This window comes from Bombella intestini (assembly GCF_002003665.1).
Taxonomy (GTDB): Bacteria; Pseudomonadota; Alphaproteobacteria; order Acetobacterales; family Acetobacteraceae; genus Bombella; species Bombella intestini.
Genome location: NZ_JATM01000004.1, coordinates 245,899 through 264,830 on the forward strand (window position 1 = coordinate 245,899; position 18,932 = coordinate 264,830).

The 18,932-nt window shown below is 55.4% G+C and carries 21 protein-coding genes and 1 tRNA gene; 8 read left to right on the forward strand and 14 right to left on the reverse strand.

What is annotated here, in order from left to right:
* Positions 1-5 precede the first annotated feature (5 nt).
* Positions 6-959, forward strand: coding sequence for an ROK family protein (locus AL01_RS07630; protein WP_077396897.1), 954 nt, complete (start codon positions 6-8; stop codon positions 957-959).
* 217 nt (positions 960-1,176) lie between these two features.
* Here the strand turns inward: AL01_RS07630 and glnA are convergent, their stop codons facing one another.
* Complete coding sequence (gene glnA, locus AL01_RS07635; protein ID WP_077396899.1) at positions 1,177-2,637, reverse strand: type I glutamate--ammonia ligase; 1,461 nt, start codon at positions 2,635-2,637, stop codon at positions 1,177-1,179.
* A 160-nt stretch (positions 2,638-2,797) separates the two neighbouring features.
* Between glnA and tldD the strand changes: the two genes are divergently transcribed.
* Complete coding sequence (gene tldD / locus AL01_RS07640; RefSeq protein ID WP_143280733.1) at positions 2,798-4,282, forward strand: metalloprotease TldD; 1,485 nt, start codon at positions 2,798-2,800, stop codon at positions 4,280-4,282.
* A gap of 171 nt (positions 4,283-4,453) precedes the next feature.
* A complete protein-coding gene (locus tag AL01_RS07645) occupies positions 4,454-5,590 on the forward strand; it encodes a hypothetical protein (protein WP_077396903.1) in 1,137 nt (378 codons plus the stop codon).
* 61 nt (positions 5,591-5,651) lie between these two features.
* Here the strand turns inward: AL01_RS07645 and AL01_RS07650 are convergent, their stop codons facing one another.
* Positions 5,652-5,975 (reverse strand): YggT family protein, encoded by a 324-nt coding sequence (locus AL01_RS07650; RefSeq protein ID WP_241502773.1) that lies wholly within the window; start codon positions 5,973-5,975, stop codon positions 5,652-5,654.
* A gap of 141 nt (positions 5,976-6,116) precedes the next feature.
* Between AL01_RS07650 and AL01_RS07655 the strand changes: the two genes are divergently transcribed.
* Positions 6,117-6,192: transfer RNA gene (locus tag AL01_RS07655), tRNA-Ala, on the forward strand.
* Positions 6,193-6,293: 101 nt separating this feature from the next.
* On the opposite strand, the gene AL01_RS07660 is transcribed toward AL01_RS07655, so the two are convergent.
* The 12 genes from AL01_RS07660 to AL01_RS07715 all read right to left on the reverse strand — a co-directional run bounded on the left by AL01_RS07660 (position 6,294) and on the right by AL01_RS07715 (position 16,589).
* Entirely contained in the window at positions 6,294-6,878 is a 585-nt protein-coding gene (locus AL01_RS07660) for a PqiC family protein (RefSeq protein ID WP_077396905.1), read from the reverse strand.
* Positions 6,875-7,831, reverse strand: coding sequence for an MlaD family protein (locus AL01_RS07665; protein WP_077396907.1), 957 nt, complete (start codon positions 7,829-7,831; stop codon positions 6,875-6,877). Before AL01_RS07665 ends, AL01_RS07660 begins: the two co-directional genes overlap by 4 nt.
* Positions 7,824-8,621 (reverse strand): ABC transporter ATP-binding protein, encoded by a 798-nt coding sequence (locus AL01_RS07670; protein WP_077396909.1) that lies wholly within the window; start codon positions 8,619-8,621, stop codon positions 7,824-7,826. Before AL01_RS07670 ends, AL01_RS07665 begins: the two co-directional genes overlap by 8 nt.
* Complete coding sequence (locus AL01_RS07675) at positions 8,621-9,787, reverse strand: MlaE family ABC transporter permease (protein WP_077396911.1); 1,167 nt, start codon at positions 9,785-9,787, stop codon at positions 8,621-8,623. Before AL01_RS07675 ends, AL01_RS07670 begins: the two co-directional genes overlap by 1 nt.
* Positions 9,788-9,951: 164 nt before the next feature.
* Entirely contained in the window at positions 9,952-11,625 is a 1,674-nt protein-coding gene (locus AL01_RS07680) for an ArnT family glycosyltransferase (RefSeq protein WP_077396913.1), read from the reverse strand.
* Between the two features lie 91 nt (positions 11,626-11,716).
* Positions 11,717-12,466 carry a glycosyltransferase family 2 protein gene (locus tag AL01_RS07685; protein WP_077396914.1) on the reverse strand — a complete coding sequence of 250 codons (750 nt, stop codon included), beginning with the start codon at positions 12,464-12,466 and terminating at the stop codon, positions 11,717-11,719.
* A gap of 6 nt (positions 12,467-12,472) precedes the next feature.
* Positions 12,473-12,973: a F0F1 ATP synthase subunit B family protein gene (locus tag AL01_RS07690; RefSeq protein ID WP_077396916.1), complete on the reverse strand. Its 501-nt coding sequence runs from the start codon at positions 12,971-12,973 to the stop codon at positions 12,473-12,475.
* 2 nt (positions 12,974-12,975) lie between these two features.
* The gene (locus AL01_RS07695; RefSeq protein WP_077396918.1) at positions 12,976-13,548 is read right to left on the reverse strand and encodes a F0F1 ATP synthase subunit B family protein; all 573 of its coding nucleotides are present in this window, start codon (positions 13,546-13,548) and stop codon (positions 12,976-12,978) included.
* Between the two features lie 11 nt (positions 13,549-13,559).
* Positions 13,560-13,787, reverse strand: a complete 228-nt coding sequence (locus tag AL01_RS07700; RefSeq protein WP_018979931.1) for an ATP synthase subunit C family protein — start codon at positions 13,785-13,787, stop codon at positions 13,560-13,562.
* A 56-nt stretch (positions 13,788-13,843) separates the two neighbouring features.
* On the reverse strand, positions 13,844-14,593 hold the full coding sequence (locus AL01_RS07705; RefSeq protein WP_077396920.1) for a F0F1 ATP synthase subunit A: 750 nt from the start codon (positions 14,591-14,593) through the stop codon (positions 13,844-13,846).
* On the reverse strand, positions 14,571-14,930 hold the full coding sequence (locus AL01_RS07710; RefSeq protein ID WP_077396922.1) for an AtpZ/AtpI family protein: 360 nt from the start codon (positions 14,928-14,930) through the stop codon (positions 14,571-14,573). The genes AL01_RS07705 and AL01_RS07710 overlap by 23 nt, the downstream gene beginning before the upstream one ends.
* A gap of 159 nt (positions 14,931-15,089) precedes the next feature.
* The gene (locus AL01_RS07715) at positions 15,090-16,589 is read right to left on the reverse strand and encodes a TSCPD domain-containing protein (RefSeq protein WP_241502765.1); all 1,500 of its coding nucleotides are present in this window, start codon (positions 16,587-16,589) and stop codon (positions 15,090-15,092) included.
* 259 nt (positions 16,590-16,848) lie between these two features.
* Here AL01_RS07715 and mlaD point away from each other — a divergent pair, with 259 nt between their 5' ends.
* The 4 genes from mlaD to AL01_RS07735 are packed head-to-tail and all read left to right on the forward strand — an operon-like array spanning position 16,849 to position 18,898.
* Positions 16,849-17,436 carry an outer membrane lipid asymmetry maintenance protein MlaD gene (gene mlaD, locus AL01_RS07720; protein WP_241502766.1) on the forward strand — a complete coding sequence of 196 codons (588 nt, stop codon included), beginning with the start codon at positions 16,849-16,851 and terminating at the stop codon, positions 17,434-17,436.
* Entirely contained in the window at positions 17,433-17,681 is a 249-nt protein-coding gene (locus tag AL01_RS07725; protein ID WP_077396926.1) for a hypothetical protein, read from the forward strand. The genes mlaD and AL01_RS07725 overlap by 4 nt, the downstream gene beginning before the upstream one ends.
* A complete protein-coding gene (locus AL01_RS07730) occupies positions 17,678-18,331 on the forward strand; it encodes a DUF2155 domain-containing protein (RefSeq protein ID WP_077396928.1) in 654 nt (217 codons plus the stop codon). Before AL01_RS07725 ends, AL01_RS07730 begins: the two co-directional genes overlap by 4 nt.
* Before the next feature lie 33 nt (positions 18,332-18,364).
* On the forward strand, positions 18,365-18,898 hold the full coding sequence (locus AL01_RS07735; RefSeq protein ID WP_077396930.1) for a disulfide bond formation protein B: 534 nt from the start codon (positions 18,365-18,367) through the stop codon (positions 18,896-18,898).
* Positions 18,899-18,932 lie beyond the last annotated feature (34 nt).

The following is an 18,932-nucleotide window of genomic DNA, read 5'->3' on the forward strand; positions in this document are numbered from 1 at the left end:
ACCACATGGCTGATTATCGTCTTGGAATTGATTTTGGCGGCACGAAGATCGAAATTCTTGCGCTGGACCGTGGCGGCAAAGAGGTGCTGCGTGAGCGCATCCCCAACCCCGGGGTCTATGACAAGGCCATTCAGGCTATCCGGGACCTCGTGCTAAAGGCGGAGGAACAGGTCGGCTGCGTTCCAGCTCATCGCATCACGGGGACACAGCTTACGTCCACGCTGGGCATTGGCATTCCCGGGTCTCTGTCCCCAGAGACAGGCCTCGTCCGTAACTCCAACGCAACATGGTTGAACAATAATGCGTTCAAGCGTGATGTGGAGGAAATCCTCAACCGCCCTGTGCGGGTGGAGAATGATGCCAACTGCTTTGCCCTGTCCGAGGCTGCTGATGGAGCTGGGGAAGGCTATTCAACCGTTCTGGGTGTAATTATCGGGACAGGTATGGGTAGTGGCATTGTGGCGAATGCCCGTATTCTGTCCGGTCATCATCACATTGCTGGTGAGTGGGGACATATTCCTCTGCCGTGGGTTAAGCCGGAAGATATGCCCATGCGGAAGTGTTTCTGTGGTAACGAGGGGTGTCAGGAGCGTTATCTCTGTGGCCCGGCTCTTGCTGCAGAGTGGAAGGGCGAAGGGAACCGCTCTCCTAATGGGATTGAGGAAGCCGCTCGGAATGGGGATGAGGCCGCCATTCGTGCGCTGGACCTCTACATGGACCGTTTCGCCCGTGCCTGTGCACAGGCTGTTAATTTCCTCGACCCTGATGTGATCGTGCTTGGCGGTGGCGTGTCCAACCTCTCCAGCATTTATGAGCGTGTGCCCAAACTGCTGCCTCGCCATGTGATTACCTCCCCTTGCACAACGCCGATCGTGCAGAACCGTCATGGTGATAGTTCTGGTGTGCGTGGGGCTGCATGGCTGTGGGATGTAACAGAAAGCGGCCTGCCACGTAGCTAACTAAATCTAGCAGAGTGCCTTACCCTCTTTATGGGGGTGAAGAGCTAGAGGATCGGGGCCTTTCCTGTAAAGGGAGAGGCCCTGATTTTATGTGGGCAATACTTAATCTGGCAGAGAGTCCTGATATGAAAAAACCGCCTACCCCGCATAAGAGGGTAGGCGGTTTCCACAAATCCCACTTCCCACTCCCGGAGGAGCAGGAAGGCAGAAGTAAGGATTAGACGGAGTAATACATCTCGAACTCGACCGGGTGCGGTGTGTGTTCGAAGCGGTACACTTCCTGCATCTTGAGTGTGATGTAGCTTTCGATCTGATCCTTCGTGAAGACATCCCCTTCCAGCAGGAAGGCGTGGTCGGTCTTCAGGGCTTCCAGAGCTTCACGCAAGGAGCCGCAGACGGTCGGGATCATGTTCAGCTCTTCCGGCGGCAGCTCGTACAGGTCCTTGTCCATAGCTTCGCCCGGATGGATCTTGTTGCGGATACCGTCCAGACCAGCCATCAGCATAGCACTGAAGGCCAGGTAAGGGTTAGCTGTCGGGTCGGGGAAGCGGACCTCGACACGCTTTGCTTTCGGGCTGGTAGCGTACGGAATACGACAGGAAGCGGAGCGGTTGGCGGAGGAGTAAGCCAGCAGCACCGGTGCCTCGAAGCCCGGGATCAGACGCTTGTAGGAGTTGGTGGAAGGGTTGGTGAAGGCGTTCAGTGCCTTGGCGTGTTTGATGATACCGCCGATGTAGTACAGGGCTTCATCAGAGAGATCAGCGTAACGCTTGCCAGCGAAGAGCGGCTTGCCGTCTTTCCAGACAGACTGATGCACATGCATGCCTGTGCCGTTATCGCCATAGATCGGCTTGGGCATGAAAGTGGCCGTCTTGCCGTAGGAATGGGCAACATTGTGCACGCAGTACTTATAAATCTGCATGAAGTCGGCAGACTTTACCAATGTGGCGAATGCCGTGCCCAGCTCGTGCTGGCTGCGGGCCACCTCGTGGTGATGCTTTTCGATCGGCAGGCCCATCTCGCCCATAGTGGCGAGCATTTCGGCACGCAGGTCGTTCTCGCTATCCACCGGCGGAACCGGGAAGTAACCACCCTTGCGGGCCGGACGATGGCCCATGTTGCCTTCCGGATATTCCTTCATGGAAGCATCCGGCCCCTCGATGCTGTCGAGGTGATAGGTGCCGTAATTTTCACCTGTGCCAAAGCGGACGCTGTCGAAGATGAAGAATTCAGCTTCCGGGCCGAAGAAGGCCGTGTCACCCAGACCGCTCTTTTTCAGATAGGCTTCAGCCTGTTTGGCAGTCGCACGGGGGTCGCGGTTGTAATAGCCGCCTGTTTTAGGGTCGATGATGTCGCAGATCAGGATGAGCTGCGGGCGTGCAGCGAAGGGATCGACAACAGCTGTTTCCGGGTCCGGCAGGAGGACCATGTCGGACTCATTGATGGCCTTCCACCCCTGAATGGAAGACCCGTCAAACATGAAGCCTTCTGTGAAGGTATCTTCCTCAATGGTACGAACAGTTTGTGTTGTGTGCTGCCACTTACCTTTTGTATCGGTGAAGCGGAGATCGACAAACTCGATACCATGCTCTTCGATCAGCTCAAAAACGCGTTGTACGGCGGCTTTCTGAGGGGAAGGGCGTTGGGCGGAAGAAGAGGAAACTGCTTTTTTTGCCATGGCTGCATGCCTCGCATTTTTTGAACTGATACCAAAACGATTAAGGGACAATTGTTCTTCTGTCGAGGGCTTGCTCGTAAACTTCATTTTATGAGACAGGATATTCTCAGTTTTTTATACTTCTCGGCTCTCGAGCTGATTGGAAAACCATCTGGTGGTCATGTCTGAGCCTTCCCTGACAACACTCTCTGATTCCTTGTTTTTTCACGATGCCCTGCCGTGGACATCTGATGATGTAAATCGTCAGCTTTCCCGCAGCCTCTCCGGCATGGATGATGGGGAACTGTTTCTGGAATATCGGGAAGAGGAAACGCTGGGGCTAGAAAACGGCTTGCTGCGGAATGTGGGCTTCAACCGGTCTTCCGGTTTTGGCCTGCGGGGTGTGACGGGCAGCCAGACTATCTTTGCTTATTCCGACTTACTGGGCATGGAGGCCCTTCAAAGGGCCGCTGAAGGGTTGGGAACTGTGGATCGCACAGCCCTCCGCTTGGGCCAGCAGGCCCCTGCCAGTCCGATGAATGGTGAAGCGGTTAGCCGTTCTGCTCTTTATGGGGTGACCCACCCGCTGGAGGGAGGAGAGTTCTCGCAGCGTGCGGCTCTTCTGGGCGAGATTGACGCTTATGGTCGTGGGCTGGATCGTCGTGTGGTGCAGGTCAATGCTACATTGAACACGCAGTGGCAGGTTGTGCGGATCATGCGTCCTGCTTGCCTTCAGAAGGAGGAGGTCGGCCCGTTGGTGGATGTCCGCCCCTTGGTCCGGCTCGATATTTCCATTGTGGTAGAGCAGGACGGGCGGCGGGAGAGTGGCCGGTCTGGGCAGGGGGGGCGCTATGCTCTGTCCCGTTTGATGGCCCCTGCATGCTGGCAGGCTATGGCGCAGGAGGCTTTGCGTCAGGCTCTGGTAAATCTGGAGGCTGTGGCTGCACCGGCGGGTGAAATGCCCGTTGTGTTAGGTGCTGGATGGCCGGGGATTCTGCTGCACGAGGCGGTGGGGCACGGTCTGGAAGGCGACTTTAACCGGAAGGGCACGTCTGTCTTTTCCGGGTGTGTGGGTAAGCGTATTGCTGCCCCGGGCGTGACGGTTTTGGATGATGGAACCCTGCCGGAGCGGCGTGGTTCCTTGAATATGGATGACGAGGGAACACCGACCAGCCGGACGGTGCTGATTGAGAATGGCATCTTGCAGGGGTATATGCAGGATAGGCTAAATGCCCGTCTGACAGGCGTTGCCCCTACGGGGAATGGTCGCCGTCAGTCATATGCTCATGCACCAATGCCCCGCATGACTAACACCATCATGGCGGGAGGCAATGCTTCGGAAGAGGAAATGATCCGTTCCACCAAGAAGGGGATTTATGCCCGTAACTTTGGTGGGGGGCAGGTTGATATTACATCCGGTAAGTTCGTGTTTGCTGCCTCGGAGGCTTATCTGATTGAGGATGGCAAGATCACATCGCCTGTGCGTGGGGCTACACTTATCGGTAGTGGAGCGGAAGTGATGGAGCAGATCAGCATGATCGGTCCTTCTATGGAATTGGACCCCGGCATCGGAACATGTGGTAAAGCCGGGCAGGGTGTTCCTGTTGGTGTGGGGCAGCCGATGCTGAAAGTCAGCGGACTGACGGTTGGGGGGACAGCCTCATAAAAACATTCAGGAAAAACAGAATGTTATATTGTTTTTCCTGAATATGTCTCAGACAGATAAAACAAGTTGAATATGTTTCAGATATAAATAAATTTTCATTTCTCTATTGCAAAATATCTTTTTGCTGTCGTAATATTTTTTCATCGCAGCAATGAAAGATGGTTCACCGTGATGAAGAAGTCCGTGCGTTACGCAGCCCTTCTGTCCAGTCTCTTTGCAGGTACTTATAGTGTCTCTGCGAACCTGTATGCCGCGGATGCCACCACTGTTGCTGCCAACGCCGGCTCCCAGACGGACGATAAATCTGCTAAAAAAACAGGTAAGACAGCGCAGCCTGTCAAAGTCTCTGCAACGGGCGGGACGGCATCTCAAGGTGCAGTAACCCAGCAGCCGGTTGTTTCCATTGCGGAAAAACCGGGACCGAAACCACTGCCAGAACAGTGGTATACAGGGTCTCTTTATTCGCCATCACCTGCGCTGCCTGTGCCGGGCATGATTGCTGTGGAGCCTTATGTGGCTGCTGGCCTGCCAGCTGGAGCGTTTGATTCCAACGGGCATCTCAATACGAGAAAAGGGGCTGGTGGACAGCATTCTATCACTCAGTTCTCCTTGGCAAAGTACGGTATTACGAAGAACCTTTCCATCTACCTGCTGCCAACATACAGCTATAGCTGGGGGAACCATAGCAAACCTTCTGGTCTGAAGTTCAATGACTTGCCGGTGGAGTTCCAGTACCGGTTGACGCCGCATTATACGCCATCCATCACGCTGTATTTTGGTGTGAACACACCAACCGGTGACTATAAAAATCTTGCCAATGCTTCAGAAGGCGTTGGTCAGGGTGTTTGGGCACTTCGGTATGGTGTTCATAGTCAGTTTGCTCTGCCGTTCTTCAAACATGCTATGCGTGTGCGTCTTTGGGCGCAGGTCCGTCACCCGGTGGCCAGTACGAAGCTGCACAATATTACCAGCTATGGAACGGAGAAGGGTTTCACCGGGCGTGGCCATGTTGGCCCTTATGGGAATGAAGGTGGCTCGGTCGAGCTAGGTATCACCAAGAAATGGGTTTTTGCGCTGGATCTGTACCACACATGGGCCACCTCCAGCTCGGTTAATGGATATAACGTTTATTCCAAGAAATATATCAATTCGCGGACGGGTTGGTCTGGTGCCTTCAATGTTGGTCCCGGTATTGAATATAACTGGACATCAAGTATTGGCGGAATTGTCGGCGTGATTCTGCCGGTGGCTGGGCATAATACATCTCGTTCTATCTCCCCGCAGGCCGCCGTGTTCGCTGTGTTCTGATTGGCCTAGCTTAGAGTATAAAGAAAACCCCCGTCTGCTTTCAGGCGGGGGTTTTTTCGTATCAGCCCTGAGGTAGGAAAAAGACCCTGAAAATACTCTTCAGGATGAAGGGAATAGCGTACTGAATGGTCAGCAGTAGGATGAGGGGAGCGAAATCCATCATGCCTGTTGGTGGCAGGATATTGCGGATAGGCTGGAGGACAGGTTCCACAAGCTTGGCCAGAATTTCAACGATGCTCATCATGAAACGGTTGGAATGGGGGTTTATGATGCCAAAGCTGACGGCCATGGTAGCGAGACAGTAGGCAAGGATAATCCACGTATAGACATCCAGTACCACCATGAGCAGGTTGATGATCTGGAGATAGATGATGGCAGCATGCACAGGCAAGAACCCCTCTCGGCGGCGTGAGATGAATGCGGATTATTACATGTAACAGTCTTCTTCCCGGCTGGCGAGATCAGGTGCTGTTTGCCCACATCTTGACAGTTCCAGCCGTGCATGATGTCCTATACCATACATCGTGGGGCTATAGCTCAGTTGGGAGAGCGCCTCGTTCGCAATGAGGAGGCCAGGGGTTCGACTCCCCTTAGCTCCACCATGATTTCCTAATATATGATGCCCGTTTGAGCGTCCCCATTGGTGGGGAGTACCCTGCATGTGTTCCATAAAGGAAAGAACATGCAGGATCATGCCGAAGACTTACGGTGTCGGGATGGATTGGGAGATATGCTCCGCTAGCTGCACGACAAGTTTGCGCATGAGAGCAGCCGTATCAGCGTCTGCTCCGACAGGGCCAGAGGCAGAAAGATGGGCAATATTGCGGATGAGTGGTTTGTGGCGGTCACGCGGGACGATGGCCCAGTGTGCATTCAGGATAGCTTGCCCGCTGACATCCACATCAAACTCCGAAATGGCAATCATAATCTGCATGTCGGCAGCCTGAGCTAGAGGCTGATCCGTGACCAGAATATTATGTTGTATTGCAGCCACTTCGTTCGTGATCAGGTCCGTGACACTGAGAGAGAGACGTGATGCCCAACGGGAGTTGGGGCTGCGGTGGATCTCCTCACCCTGCCGTGTGATGATGTCCTGGCAGTCCAGATAGTCTGGCATAACAACCCTGCTTAGCTGCACGACTGTTGTCTGCGGGGAAACCCGTAGGGATTTGTCGGAGTGGACAGGGATACCGAGCGTGTAGATATGCAACTGTGGAGAGGTGCAGCCTGCAAGCATGCTGCAGCCCCCCAGAAGAGCAAGGGCGGTACGGCGGAAAGGAAACATCATGGGCGGCGTCCCATAAGCAGGAGTTGCGGGTTGCGTTCCACATCGCTGGCGAAACCACGGAGAGAGGAGGCTGTTGCGGCAATATCCCGTAATGCAGCGTCCAGATTGGCCCGGTCTACAGAGCGGGCTGAAAGAATGTCCTGAAGTGCCTCCAGCGTGGCCGTGGCAGAGGCAAGCGTCTTGTGGATATCCTTACCGCGCATCTCCAGCTGGGAGTTGCCTGTATCAAGTAGCTTGTCCATTTTTTCCAAGGTCACATCCAGCTGGGTCCGCAGGTCTCTGATAGTCTCTGTGGCAGTTTGTATGGTCTCTTGCGACTGGTCAGAGGTCTTTTTCATGCTGGCAATGAGGCTGGGTAGGTCCTGATGGAGGCTATCGCTCAGTGCTGTGATGGAAAGTAAAGCAGTATCAGCATGCTGGCTGATATCCTTGATAGGAATCTGCTCCAGCGTGTTTTTCAGTTTTTCCATGGCAGAAAGTCGGACGGGGATTTCTGGCAAGGAGGTGATACGAGGGTGCAGTGTGGCTGGGACAGATTTGTCAAAATCTAGCTCGATATTAGACTGACCCGTTACGAGGCTTTGGAGGTTCAGCCCAGCACGCAGGCCGTCATCAACCATGACCTGAAGATTGATCTGCTTTCCCCTGGCGTTGTCTTCGACGACATGCACCTGCTCAGTTTCCAGCGTGATGATAACGGGGATATAGGCTTTACGGTCTTGCGGGTCGACATGCAGGGTAATGCTCTTGACTGACCCGACCTTCACGCCACGGAAGTTGACCGGGGCACCGACAGAGAGGCCAGAAATGGAGTTCTGAAACACCAAGGCTACTTCCCGTGTTTTGGAGAAGAGACGAAGGTGACCAAAGGCCATAATGATGAACAGTAGCAGTACGCCCCCAAGGACAACAAAGAGGCCGATCTGGGTTTTCCTATTGGTGTTTTCAGACATGCTGTTCGGCTTTCTGTTCTGTCTGGGAGGGGATGGAAGCAGAGCGGTGCATGAAGGCTGTTACCTCTGGTAGGGTACAGCTGTCATGCAATGCACGGGGAGAGCCATGAGCAATAGGCTTATGCGTGATAGCATCTAGAAAGATGCCATCATCGGCAATGGTGAAGAGGCTGGGTAACTCGTGGCTGACGATGACAATCGTGGCACCCAGCCCATCACGCAGGGTGAGGATCAGATCATCCAGTCGAGCGGAGGTGATCGGGTCCAACCCGGCGGAAGGTTCGTCAAAGAAGAGAATGTCGGGTTCTAGCGCAATAGCCCGTGCGAGGCCGGCACGCTTACGCATTCCCCCGGAAATCTCGAAAGGGAAAAGGTCGATGGCGTGTTCCATCCCGACAAGCCCGAGTTTCAGGCGGACCATATCTTCAATGACATCGGGCTTGAAGTCCGTGAACATTTCCAGCGGCAGGGCGACATTTTCCCCGACTGTCATGGAGCTCCACAACGCACCACTCTGGAAGAGGATGCCGTAGCGGCGATTAATGGCTGCACGGTGGGCGTCATCCTGCGCCCAATAGTCTTTGCCATCGACCATGATGCGCCCTGCCGTAGGGCGAAGGAGGCCGATCATGCTCCGCAGCAGGGTGCTTTTGCCGCAGCCCGATCCGCCCATCACAGCAAAAATAGAGCCTTTCTTCAGGTCGAAGGAAACATTCTGCTGGATGATCTTAGGACCAAAAGAAAGTTGAAGATCACGGACGGAAATGAGCGTTTCTTTATCAGGCATCATTATATCCCGACTGCGTTGGCGAGGACGGCAAAGATAGCATCTAGAGCGATCACCCCGACAATGCCGATCACGACAGCTCGTGTTGCAGCAATACCGACATCAGCAGCACTGCGGCCTGCTTTCAGGCCGATCCGACAGGCGGCTAGAGCAATGAACCCGGCAAAGAAGAGGGCCTTAATGAAGCCGAACGCAAACTGACTGAGTTCCACACCATTGAAAGTGGATAGCCAGTAGCCGGTGGGCGAAAGGTCCATCATGGTCATGGAAACGACAAAACCGCCAAAAATGGCAACTAGTGTGCCATAGAGATACAGCAGCGGCATCATAAGGATCAGCGATAGGATGGAGGGTAGCAGGATATAGCCCGCTACGGAGATTCCCGTTACCTGAAGGGCATCAATCTCCTCATTCCCTTGCATGGTGGAGATGCGAGCAGCATAGGCACCACCCGTTCGCCCTGCCATGATGATGGCTGTCATGATGGCAGAAATCTCGCGTGCGGAAGCAATGCCAACCAAATTGGTCACATAGATCTCGGCTGCAAATTTACGCAATTCTAGCAGTCCGACAAAAGCCAGAATGGCCCCGATCAGAAAATTGACAATGCTGACAATGAGCAGGGCAGAGGGGCCAGCGTTCCAGACATCCACGAGCAGGTCTTTAAGGCGCATGGAACTCTTGCCCCGCAGGGCTTTGAAGGCACCCCGCAGTACATCCAGCAAAAGGGAACAGGATGTGCTTATTTCTTGGAGGATGTTTAAAGTTGTTCCGCCAATGCGGGCCAAAATCCCTTCTCGGGCGTCTTGATGGGGCGAGGGGTGACCTGCCTTGCCCGGGAGAAGAGCTAGAAGCCGCTGTGCTGAGGAAGGGAGGGTGTGATCGTCAAAAACTAGTGAGGCCTGAAAGGCCGCTTGTTTGACGTTCCACAGAAACATGATGAAACCGGAATCCCACCCTTTAAGACCGGCAGGATCAATCGATAGGCTCTGTCCTGCTTTGGGAGAAGCAGCAGTGAGTGCGTCTTCCGGGAACTGCATCAACTCATTAGACAGGGCTTTCCATTCCCCGTTGATCGTCAGCGAAAGGCCGGTATCCGTATTATCGACAGACCAAGAGGGAGAGGATGCCTCTTGTGCAGGGGAGGAGGAAGACGCCTGCTGGGTCATGGGAATAGAGGGACGGGGCACCATGCCATCGGCATGGAGAGGGTGGAGATTTGTAGCATGGTTTTGCTCACAAAATGTCTTGTCCGGTCATTCTATGTCAGTTTTTTAATGAAAGCGAGCGCTTCCATTTAGAGCTGTTCTTGGCACACGGGATGAGTTTTCCGCTAGGGGGTGGCTTGTCCGTGACTAGCATAGAGCCGCAGATGCAGCTTGTGCCCGTTGGAATAATTCAGCCCTTCGAATTGGTCATACAGAATGACCTCTGCCCCGAGTCGTTTAAGCTCTTGTTGAAAAGCTGGTTCATCTTTTTGGTCCACAAGGGCCAGAGTGCAGCGGGCATGGTCATGCAGTGCATCTGCCGCCTGTAGAGGGGACAGCAGGCTCACTGTTCCCCCCGTAAGGAAGACGAGACTTGGCTCCCTATAAGAGGGGGAGAGTAGGGTGCTTTCAGGGCAGGGACGTAGCTCTCTGAAACTTTCTGCAATACGAGGGGAGAGTTGGATGCTGGTTAGATGGGGCATTACGCACAGGAAAATACCGACCTCGGCAAGCAGGGCAGTTCCTATGGAACAGATGGCCCCACCTCGCCAGTCTTGTTTCCAGAAAAGTCGGATGCCCGCCAGAAGAAGCGGCAGACTCCCAATAGTAGGGATAAGTGTAGCTGCGGAGAGATGCCCTTCCATCTTGTAGAGGAGAACAGGTCCAGCCGTGCAAAAGAGAAAACCCGCTACCCCCCAAAGCAGGGCGTAGAGAGTAATGCCCAGTTTTGCCCAAAGAGATCGTAATGGGTTGAGAGGCCACGCCGTGAGGCTAGCGGCGGTTAGAAGGGCAAGGGCCGGATAGGTTGGCAGGACATAATGAGGAAGTTTAGTAGCGAGACACTCAAAGATGAACCAATGAGGGATGATCCAACAGAGAAGGAATAGAACTTCAGGTTTGGTATGCCGCTGCCAGATAGCGGGGAGAGCACGAACAGTCGCCAGAGCTCCCGGCCAGAAGGCCAACAGGAAGAGGATGAGATAATAACCGGGAGGGAAACCATGCGTTTCCTGAGGGTGTGCAATCTTACCAAGCAGATTATGCCCTACGGCACGACGGAAGAACTCACCATGACTGACCACGGCAATGCCAATACACCAAGGTAGGGTGATGAGCAGGCTGATTATCCAGCCCCATCCTGCCCGTAATTGCCGAATGAGAGCCATACTGCGCAGGCAGATGGAGAGTGAGAACAGGGTGCCGAGTGCAGGAATAAGGACGATGGGGCCTTTTAGCATCAGGCCGATCCCGAGAGCGCACCAGTAGAGCAGACTGAACCGGTATGGTGTTGAGCGTTCCGCTCGCATATCGTCAAAATGGCGGAGTAGCAGTGCCTGAAGGCAGAGAATATCGAGGAGAAGGACGCTGTCGATAGTCGCCATTCGACTTTCTGCAGCGAAGAGAGGGGCGACCAGCAAAAGACTCGCTGCACATAGTCCGGTAATTCCGCCGAATAGTCGGGAGCCGATCCATGCTGTCAGGAGGACACTGAAGACGGATGCCAGCAAGCTTGGGATGCGGTATGGCCAGCTTTCATGGCGTAGGTTGCTGTTTTGTGTGATGGCTTCGGTGGTTTTTACTGCTCCTGCTTCGAGCCAATAAATACCTGCAGGTTGAAGATAGCGTGGCTGATCCTGAAAGCGTATGTCCAGAAAATTGCCTGAAGACAGCATCTGGGCTGTAGCCTGCATGTAGCGGGGTTCGTCCCGGTCCAGCGGTGGGAGGCTGAGGCGTCCCGGCAGAGCGACCAGAAAGGCCACAATAGCAAGCAGGGCATAATGGCGGAAAGATAGTGTCATGAATACTCCGCTGCACACCGGATGAGCCGAGATGATATCTGGCCCTTAAGGGAAAGATCAGCCCGCTGGGCTGGTTGCGGTTGTTCCGGTTTTATCGTTCGGTCAGCGGTGGTGGGCGGCGGGTCCGGTTCTGTAACCAGAGAACGCCCAGCATATCCCGCACACCAACGAGAGCCCGATGCAGATTCGTATATTTGGAGTACCCATGCAACCGAGGTCTGTGTTGCGTCTCAATACAGATGAGCGGGGCACCGTAGCTTTTCATCAGGGCGGGGATGAAGCGGTGTAGCCCTTCAAACTGCGGGAGGGAGAGAAACAACTCACGCCGGAACAGTTTAAGTGGTCCGCCCGTATCAGGGCAGTCATCTTTTAGCAGGCGTTGGCGAAGCCCATTGGCAAAACGGGTGGCTAGCCTGCGGGAAAGCCTGTCTTGTCGTTTACGGCGGATGCCGACCACAAGAGGGCTGACAGGGTCTTCATCATGAGCCAATGCAGTTTTAAGCATTGTCTGAATGAAGGTGGGATCATCCTGCCCATCGCCGTCCATCGTGGCGATCCACGGGGCACGAGCGGCCCGAATGGCCGTGCGCAGGGCTGTTGATTTACCCAAACATGAGGGGTGAACAAGAATACGTAGCTCGGGAAGTATGGTGCTGCGGGCTTCTTGCAGTTTTTGGAGGGTGTCGTCCGTGCTGCCATCATCCACGAAGATGACTTCCGTTGGGGGAAGGGCTTCAAGGGCTGTATGGATTTCCTTACAGACGGGAAGGATATTCTCGCCCTCATTCAGGACGGTGACCACGACAGCCAGTAAGGGACTGGTCATCTCACTGGCTGTCATGATGTTTTACGCAGCTTTGTCACCAAAGGCATGCGGCAGTGCCTCTAGCCCATTATTGATGAGCTTGTTGGCAAGGTCGGGGTCTTCTGCCAGCTTTTTGCTGAGGACATCCTTTGCGGCGGCTAGAGCCAGAGCGGCAGCCTCACGGCGGATATCACGCAGAGCCATTTTTTCGGCCGCTTCGATGCGCTCACGAGCCATTTTCTCGTGGCGAGCAACAAGCTCTGCGGCATCACTTTCGGCCTGAGCACGGAGCTTCTGCGCCTCTTCGTTGGACTTAGCGATCAGTGCCTGAGCCTCTTCCTGTGCCCGGCTATGGTCACGGCGGGAGTCCTCAAGCATCTGTTCAGCTTCACGGCGGAGACGTGTGGCTTCGTCCAGATTCTTACGGACTTCATCAGCGCGGCCATCAAGCTTGGAGGCGATACCCCCCCAGATCTTGCGGCCAAAGATGACGAAGAAAAGGACAAAGGCAAGCGCTGTCCAGAAACGGGGTTCATGAAACATGCTTAGCTCCTCGTGGCGTGGGCGTGTTCAACAGCAGCGGCAATGGCCTGCTGGTCAGCTGTGCCAATGAGGCGCTCGGTGAGAGCCACGGCAGTGCTGGAGGCGATCTCATTGATCTGGGCCAGCGCATTGTTGCGGGAGAGAGCAATCTGCGCTTCGGCTTTTTTGATCTCAGCTTCCAGACGGGCTGCTGTCCCTTCTGTCTGAGACCGGATGTTCTCTCTGGCAGCATCACGGATACTCTGGATGGTGGCAGCTGCCTCCTCAGCGGCTTTTTCGCGCGCTTCGCAGAGTTCTTTCTGTGCCTGATCAGCATCTTTTCGGGCACGGCGGGCTAGGTCCAGATCATTCCGGACACGAACCTCACGGGCCTTGATGACGTCCGCCACTTTGGGGAGGGCGGAGCGGCTCAGAAGCAGGTAGAAGACAATGAAGATAAGGGCACCCCAGACCACCTGCCCTTGTAGCAAGGGGTCTTTAAAGTGGAGCTGGGGCATGCCTTCCGCCACGGCCCGGCCCGGTAAGGCCGCAAGGGGGGCGGCGGCAGACAGGAGGAAACGAGGCGTAAGGCGCATGGGTCCTGCCCTCAGACGAAGAGAATAAGGAAGGCGATCAGCAGGGCGAAGAGGGCGATGGCCTCTGTCAGGGCGAAGCCGAGCATGCCCAGACCGAACACATGCGGGCGGGAAGCCGGGTTACGGGCAATGGAGTTCACCAGAGCAGCAAAGATATTACCGATACCAGCACCGACACCGGCGAGAGCAATCACGGCAAGACCAGCACCAATCTCACGGGCGGGATGAAGAAGATCCATGGTTCAGGTTTCCTTTAAGACAGGGCGAAGGGAGACACGTGGAGACAGTCAGTCACTTAGTGAGCGACAGCCTCACGCAGGTAAATGCAGGTAAGGATGGCAAAGACGTAAGCCTGTAACAGCCCTACCAGCAGCTCAAGTGCCGTCAGTGCGATATTCAGCACAAGCGGAGCAACAGCCAGCGCATCGCCGACAACTCCAAGACCGGCAAGCATGATCGTGAAACTTGCAAAAACCTCCAGCAGCACGTGCCCGGCCACCATATTGGCGAAAAGACGGATGGACAGGCTGATGGGGCGGGAGATGTAGGAAAGAATCTCGATAGGAACCAGAATGGGGGACAGAGCGATCGGCGCCCCCTCCGGCATAAAATGCTTCAGAAAGGCCACGCCCTGAAAGCGCAGGGACGTCAGGATACAAAGGATGAACACCGTTATCGCCAGAGCGAACGTCACGGCGATGTGGCTGGTGAATGTGTAGGAGAACGGCAGCAGGCCGATATAGTTACCGGCCAGAATAAAGAAGAACAGAGCAAAGATGAACGGGAAGAAGGCCGTACCTTTTTCACCGATGGTATCAACGGCGAGCCCGTGTACAAATTCGTAGCTGACCTCTGCCGCAGCCTGCAAGCGGCCGGGGACAACGGCTTTTGGCTTCATACCGACATAAAGAAATGCCAGCACAACAGCCACGCTGATGACCATATAGAGTGGGGCCTGAGAGAAACACAGGGCCTCACCAAAAGAACCAAAAATCGGATGCAGCTCAAACTGTCCGAGCGCGTCAATCGTCGATCCGCTGGCCACGCTGGCTTCTCCCGTCTTTCTGTGTCCCGTTATCGGGGACATCCATCACATTCACAACACGCCAGACATTCCGCAGGCCGGCTGCCATACCAAGCATGGCGAACACAATTATAAACACAGGCCTGTATCCTGTCCATCGGTCAAGCTCATAGCCAATGCCTAAGCCTACGGCAATACCGGCGATCATGTCGCTGGCGATACGGAAGGCCATACCAAGGGAGGACTGCTCAGAAAGTGTGGATGATTTTGCCTTTTTTGCACGAGGGGCAACCTTCTGCTCCAGTTGGGCAAGCCGGTCGTCAAATTGGTCGCGCTTTATCGCCTCGTGATCGGTCATCCGCGATCTCCCCTGTGTCCCCGCCGGGTGGCGGAACAACGCTTTATCCCCACTACGCTCGTAGTAGCGGGGAGGACATCCGTACAGGACAGGAACTAGCTAGACAGGCCATTCAGGGCCTGTCAATGCTTTCCCGTTCTGCACGGATGGTATGATGCCTTAGCCAACGAGGCGGAGTTTGCGGTTTTTCGGCCGTGAAGACGGACCGTCCTGCTCCGGCCCGAAAGGCAGCATGGGGGCTTCCTGCTGTTTTTCGCCGCTTTCTGTGGGGGCATCGGGCATACGCTGGCCTAGGTAGGCTTCCGAGAGGGCCCGGAAGGCGTAATCCAGCATGGAGGTCGCATAGCTGGCCATGTCATCACCCTCTACGGTGCCGCAGGCACCAAAGCGGGAATAGGCGAACTGTTCGACAAACACATCCAGCGGCACGCCGAACTGGAGGCCGATGCTGACAGCCTGACTGAAACATTCCATCAACCCACGAGCCATAGGGCTTTCACGGGGCGGTGTGAGAGTGAGGGAGGCAAGGGTACCATCCTCAAATTCACCCGTTCGCATGAAGAGGCGATGGCCGCCGATGGACGTGCGCTGACTAAAGCCGCCTTGCCGCATGGGTAGGGGACGACGGACGCCACGCCCCAGCTTTTCTTTGAGGTCATCCAGTTCTGGCTCCGGCAGTGCCGGGAGATGGTCGCAGAAAGGCTGGATAGCATCATGCATTAAGGCATGGGCTTGGGCCCCAGCGGGCTGAAGAGGGGGTTGCCCATCTAAGGCAAGGGCCAGAGCGGCTTCTGGTGAGAGGCCTTTATGGGCCAGCCGGTTGAGTGTGGAGGGGCGCAACCCTCCCTGATTGGTGACCAGAGAGAAAATTGGGCCCGGTCCGCAGGCTTCCACATCTAGTAGCGCATCGACAGGCCCCGGAGAGGAAAAGCCGGTCTCAATAAGGGCAAGCCCGGTCACGGAATGCATGGCGGAGCTGATGGCAATGCTAGCCTGTTCGATATCCGGTGCGTGAGGGCAGGCAAAGGCACTGTCCGGTGTCGCTGTGCCCGAGCGAGCAACTAGCCGTGTAAAGCGGGCGATGGCTGAGGCTGTGGCTCGGCCTTCGTTGCTGTCATAATCCAGCCCAAGGGCAGCTAGGCAGGCATCAAGGTCCGTTAGCAGGATGAGACCGGCGGGGCCGTCACTGTCATCATGAGGCGCTGGATCATCAAAAAGAGGTAGATCGCCACTGCGATAGGGGCGGCGGGCCGCTTCCAGTCTGCGCAGGCTATCGCATGCCAGTTTCAGGCAGGCTGCAAAATGTTCCGTGGCGAAGATGCCATCTTGCACGAAGCCGGAAAGACGGATGATGAAGCCGGGTTGTCCATCTGGTTCGTTGCGCCAGATAGCGGCGTTAGGCGCCATTTGCTGCATCAGTAGCAGGCAAGACAGGCTACGTCCGATAGGCGGAGCATCCTGCGGGCTATGAGGCAGTGGGGGAGTGGAATCAATCATCTCCACCCAGCGGGCAGCTTCACTGGCAAGACGGACCGGTCCACCTTCCGCAGTGGTCAGCTGGATGAGTGCCTGAGCGGCATCGTCACTCCAGACAGAAGGGAGGGTTACCGATCGCAGAACTGCGCTGTCGGGGTCTGTGTTCGTCTGAAGCGTTCTCATGTGAACGCCACTCCAGTGAAGATGCGCTTTCATAATTAGTGAGTCTAGTACTGAAGGAAGGATGAGGAAACCGTAATCCAAGGGGGATAGCGGGCATAAGCAGGCTAAAAAGTGGGGATATGGGGGATAACTATCCCTTGTAGGGGGAAGAAGAAAAAACGGCGTCCATCATGCAGGGTGTTGGACGTGAGGGGCGGAGTCCGCTAGAGCGGTATGCGTGACTGCATGGTGGGTCAACAATACTAGGTGAGGATGCTTCATGGCTTCGGATAATGCCGGGTATATCGCAGCAAGACGGGCCAGCCGGGACCGGATGGAACTGCTGGTTGGGCTGGTGACGGCAGTCGTGCTGGCGGTGTTGATCGTGTTAGCCCTTGTTGGGCGGCAGCATCCGCAGGATAGCGGCTATCCTCTTCATGCATCATTCAGTCATATTGATGGGTTGAGTGTAGGGTCGGATGTCCGGCTGGCCGGTGTTACGGTTGGTCATGTGCGTAGCATGCAGGTGGATACCCATACATTTCAGGCCAATATTGTTTTTTCTGTTTCACCGAGTATTCAACTTCCTGTGGATAGCGGGGCTATCATTACATCGGACTCCCTATTGGGTGGGAAATATGTGGCCTTAACCCCCGGTGGTGATTCAAATATGTTGAAGCCCAACGGGACGATCAGTGAAACGCAGGGAGCGATCAGCCTTGAGCAGTTGCTGAGTAAGTTCATCTTTTCGGTTACGGACTCCCTTCAGAAAAAGGCGGCACCGGCTGGGCAGTCGGGTGAATCTCTCCCTTCTACGCCGTCTGCAGGTGTTGGGTCAGAGCCGGGTGTGGGGCAGTCAGCACAGTGAAGCATCATCCTGATGAACCGGTCTGGCTGGACCGGGATGGTCAGCCCATAAGCTGCACGGGTAAGCTGCGTGTCCTGCGGGAGAACGAAGAGGAATTGCGGCAAGTACTGCGTGATGCTTGTGCAGATGCCCTGCTCATGGATGTAGGGCCTGTATTCCTGCGGCATCACATGGAACAGATTCTGGCAGATGTGATGGCCGAAAGTGGAGCCGGAGAGGCAGCAGGAAAGGAAGGTGCGGAGTGAGGATCAGGAAGAGTGTTCTAGCCCTACCCTGTCTGGCAGGTCTGTTGGCTGCAGTGCCGGGTGCCCTTCATGCGGAAGGTGCTAGAGGTGTGGCGGCTCCGGCTGTTTACCCGGCCACGACATGGCAGGGGCGTAATGGGGCGGTGTTGCGGATCATGCGGCGTCTGGATTCTCATGTGGAGCTGGTGCCACTGCGTGTGGGGGTGGATACCACCTACGGGCCTTTGTCGCTCCGGTTGGAGCGTTGCTTGCAGAAGCCGGATGGCCTGCCAGCGCAGACAGCCGTTTTGCTGAAGATTGAGGAGAATCAGGACTCTGGCAGCTCTCCTTTTGAAGGATGGATGTTCACGGATGACCCCGCTCTGGGCGCTTACGCTGGGGCCTTGTATGATGTGCAGGTCGTGTCCTGTGATGGCGATAAGGTAGAGCCGATGGTTGGCCCTTTGCCAGAACCTATACCGCCGCAACTGCCTATGGCTATGGCGCCGCATGTGGAAGCGGATGAAGGGCAAGGGCCGACAGTGCTAGCTCCTCCTTCGGGTGGGAGTGGCGGACAGGGTAGTGGGTCTTCTGGCCCGACATCCTTACTGCCGCCGTCACCATCATTGCCAGCACCGCAGCCGGCACCGGGTACGGTTACTCAGCCCTAAAATCTGAACGGGATACAATAGAAGGAGAGGGGGATGCTGTTTACCGACAAGCGGCAGATAAGGGCCGTCTGGCGAATTGGTGGGCTGTATATTCTAGCCGCTCTACTTGTTTTCCTGATCGTTTTTGTAGCTGAGACGTTCTTGCATATGGTGCCTTGTGAGCTGTGCCTGTGGGAACGTGGGCCGTGGCGGGTGTTGTTGGGGATTGGTGTACTGGCTTTGGTGCTATCTCCACGCTATGCCCGTTGGGCGGCTGTCGCTGGGCTTGTTTGCCTACTGGTCAGTGTTGGGCTTGGGGGTCTTCATGTTGGGGTAGAACAGGGATGGTGGCCGAGCCCTGCTGCGGAGTGCCATGTTGCCCTCGTGGAAGGGCATAATTTTTCGGATTGGATGGCCCATCTCCCTGCACGGCCTACTAAACCCTGTGACCTGCCAGATTATCCCTTCGGTTTGCCTGTCTCGATGACAATGCTTTCGGCCTTTTATGCTGTGCTGGTTTTCTATTTGGCAGTTCGGGAAACGCTGCGTCTGTTTCGTTTCGTGCGGAATAATCGGGTGGGTGTGTAAGTCGAATTTGTTGTGAGGATGTGTCCAACGGAAG

Excerpts from the sequence above, each read along its gene's own strand:
- AL01_RS07630 (WP_077396897.1), top strand. The coding sequence starts at position 6 with ATGGCTGATTATCGTCTTGGAATTGATTTTGGCGGCACGAAGATCGAA.
- glnA (WP_077396899.1), bottom strand. The coding sequence starts at position 2,637 with ATGGCAAAAAAAGCAGTTTCCTCTTCTTCCGCCCAACGCCCTTCCCCT.
- tldD (WP_143280733.1), top strand. The coding sequence starts at position 2,798 with ATGTCTGAGCCTTCCCTGACAACACTCTCTGATTCCTTGTTTTTTCAC.
- AL01_RS07645 (WP_077396903.1), top strand. The coding sequence starts at position 4,454 with ATGAAGAAGTCCGTGCGTTACGCAGCCCTTCTGTCCAGTCTCTTTGCA.
- AL01_RS07660 (WP_077396905.1), bottom strand. The coding sequence starts at position 6,878 with ATGATGTTTCCTTTCCGCCGTACCGCCCTTGCTCTTCTGGGGGGCTGC.
- AL01_RS07665 (WP_077396907.1), bottom strand. The coding sequence starts at position 7,831 with ATGTCTGAAAACACCAATAGGAAAACCCAGATCGGCCTCTTTGTTGTC.
- AL01_RS07670 (WP_077396909.1), bottom strand. The coding sequence starts at position 8,621 with ATGATGCCTGATAAAGAAACGCTCATTTCCGTCCGTGATCTTCAACTT.
- AL01_RS07675 (WP_077396911.1), bottom strand. The coding sequence starts at position 9,787 with ATGACCCAGCAGGCGTCTTCCTCCTCCCCTGCACAAGAGGCATCCTCT.
- AL01_RS07680 (WP_077396913.1), bottom strand. The coding sequence starts at position 11,625 with ATGACACTATCTTTCCGCCATTATGCCCTGCTTGCTATTGTGGCCTTT.
- AL01_RS07685 (WP_077396914.1), bottom strand. The coding sequence starts at position 12,466 with ATGACAGCCAGTGAGATGACCAGTCCCTTACTGGCTGTCGTGGTCACC.
- AL01_RS07690 (WP_077396916.1), bottom strand. The coding sequence starts at position 12,973 with ATGTTTCATGAACCCCGTTTCTGGACAGCGCTTGCCTTTGTCCTTTTC.
- AL01_RS07695 (WP_077396918.1), bottom strand. The coding sequence starts at position 13,548 with ATGCGCCTTACGCCTCGTTTCCTCCTGTCTGCCGCCGCCCCCCTTGCG.
- AL01_RS07700 (WP_018979931.1), bottom strand. The coding sequence starts at position 13,787 with ATGGATCTTCTTCATCCCGCCCGTGAGATTGGTGCTGGTCTTGCCGTG.
- AL01_RS07710 (WP_077396922.1), bottom strand. The coding sequence starts at position 14,930 with ATGACCGATCACGAGGCGATAAAGCGCGACCAATTTGACGACCGGCTT.
- AL01_RS07715 (WP_241502765.1), bottom strand. The coding sequence starts at position 16,589 with ATGAGAACGCTTCAGACGAACACAGACCCCGACAGCGCAGTTCTGCGA.
- mlaD (WP_241502766.1), top strand. The coding sequence starts at position 16,849 with ATGGCTTCGGATAATGCCGGGTATATCGCAGCAAGACGGGCCAGCCGG.
- AL01_RS07735 (WP_077396930.1), top strand. The coding sequence starts at position 18,365 with ATGCTGTTTACCGACAAGCGGCAGATAAGGGCCGTCTGGCGAATTGGT.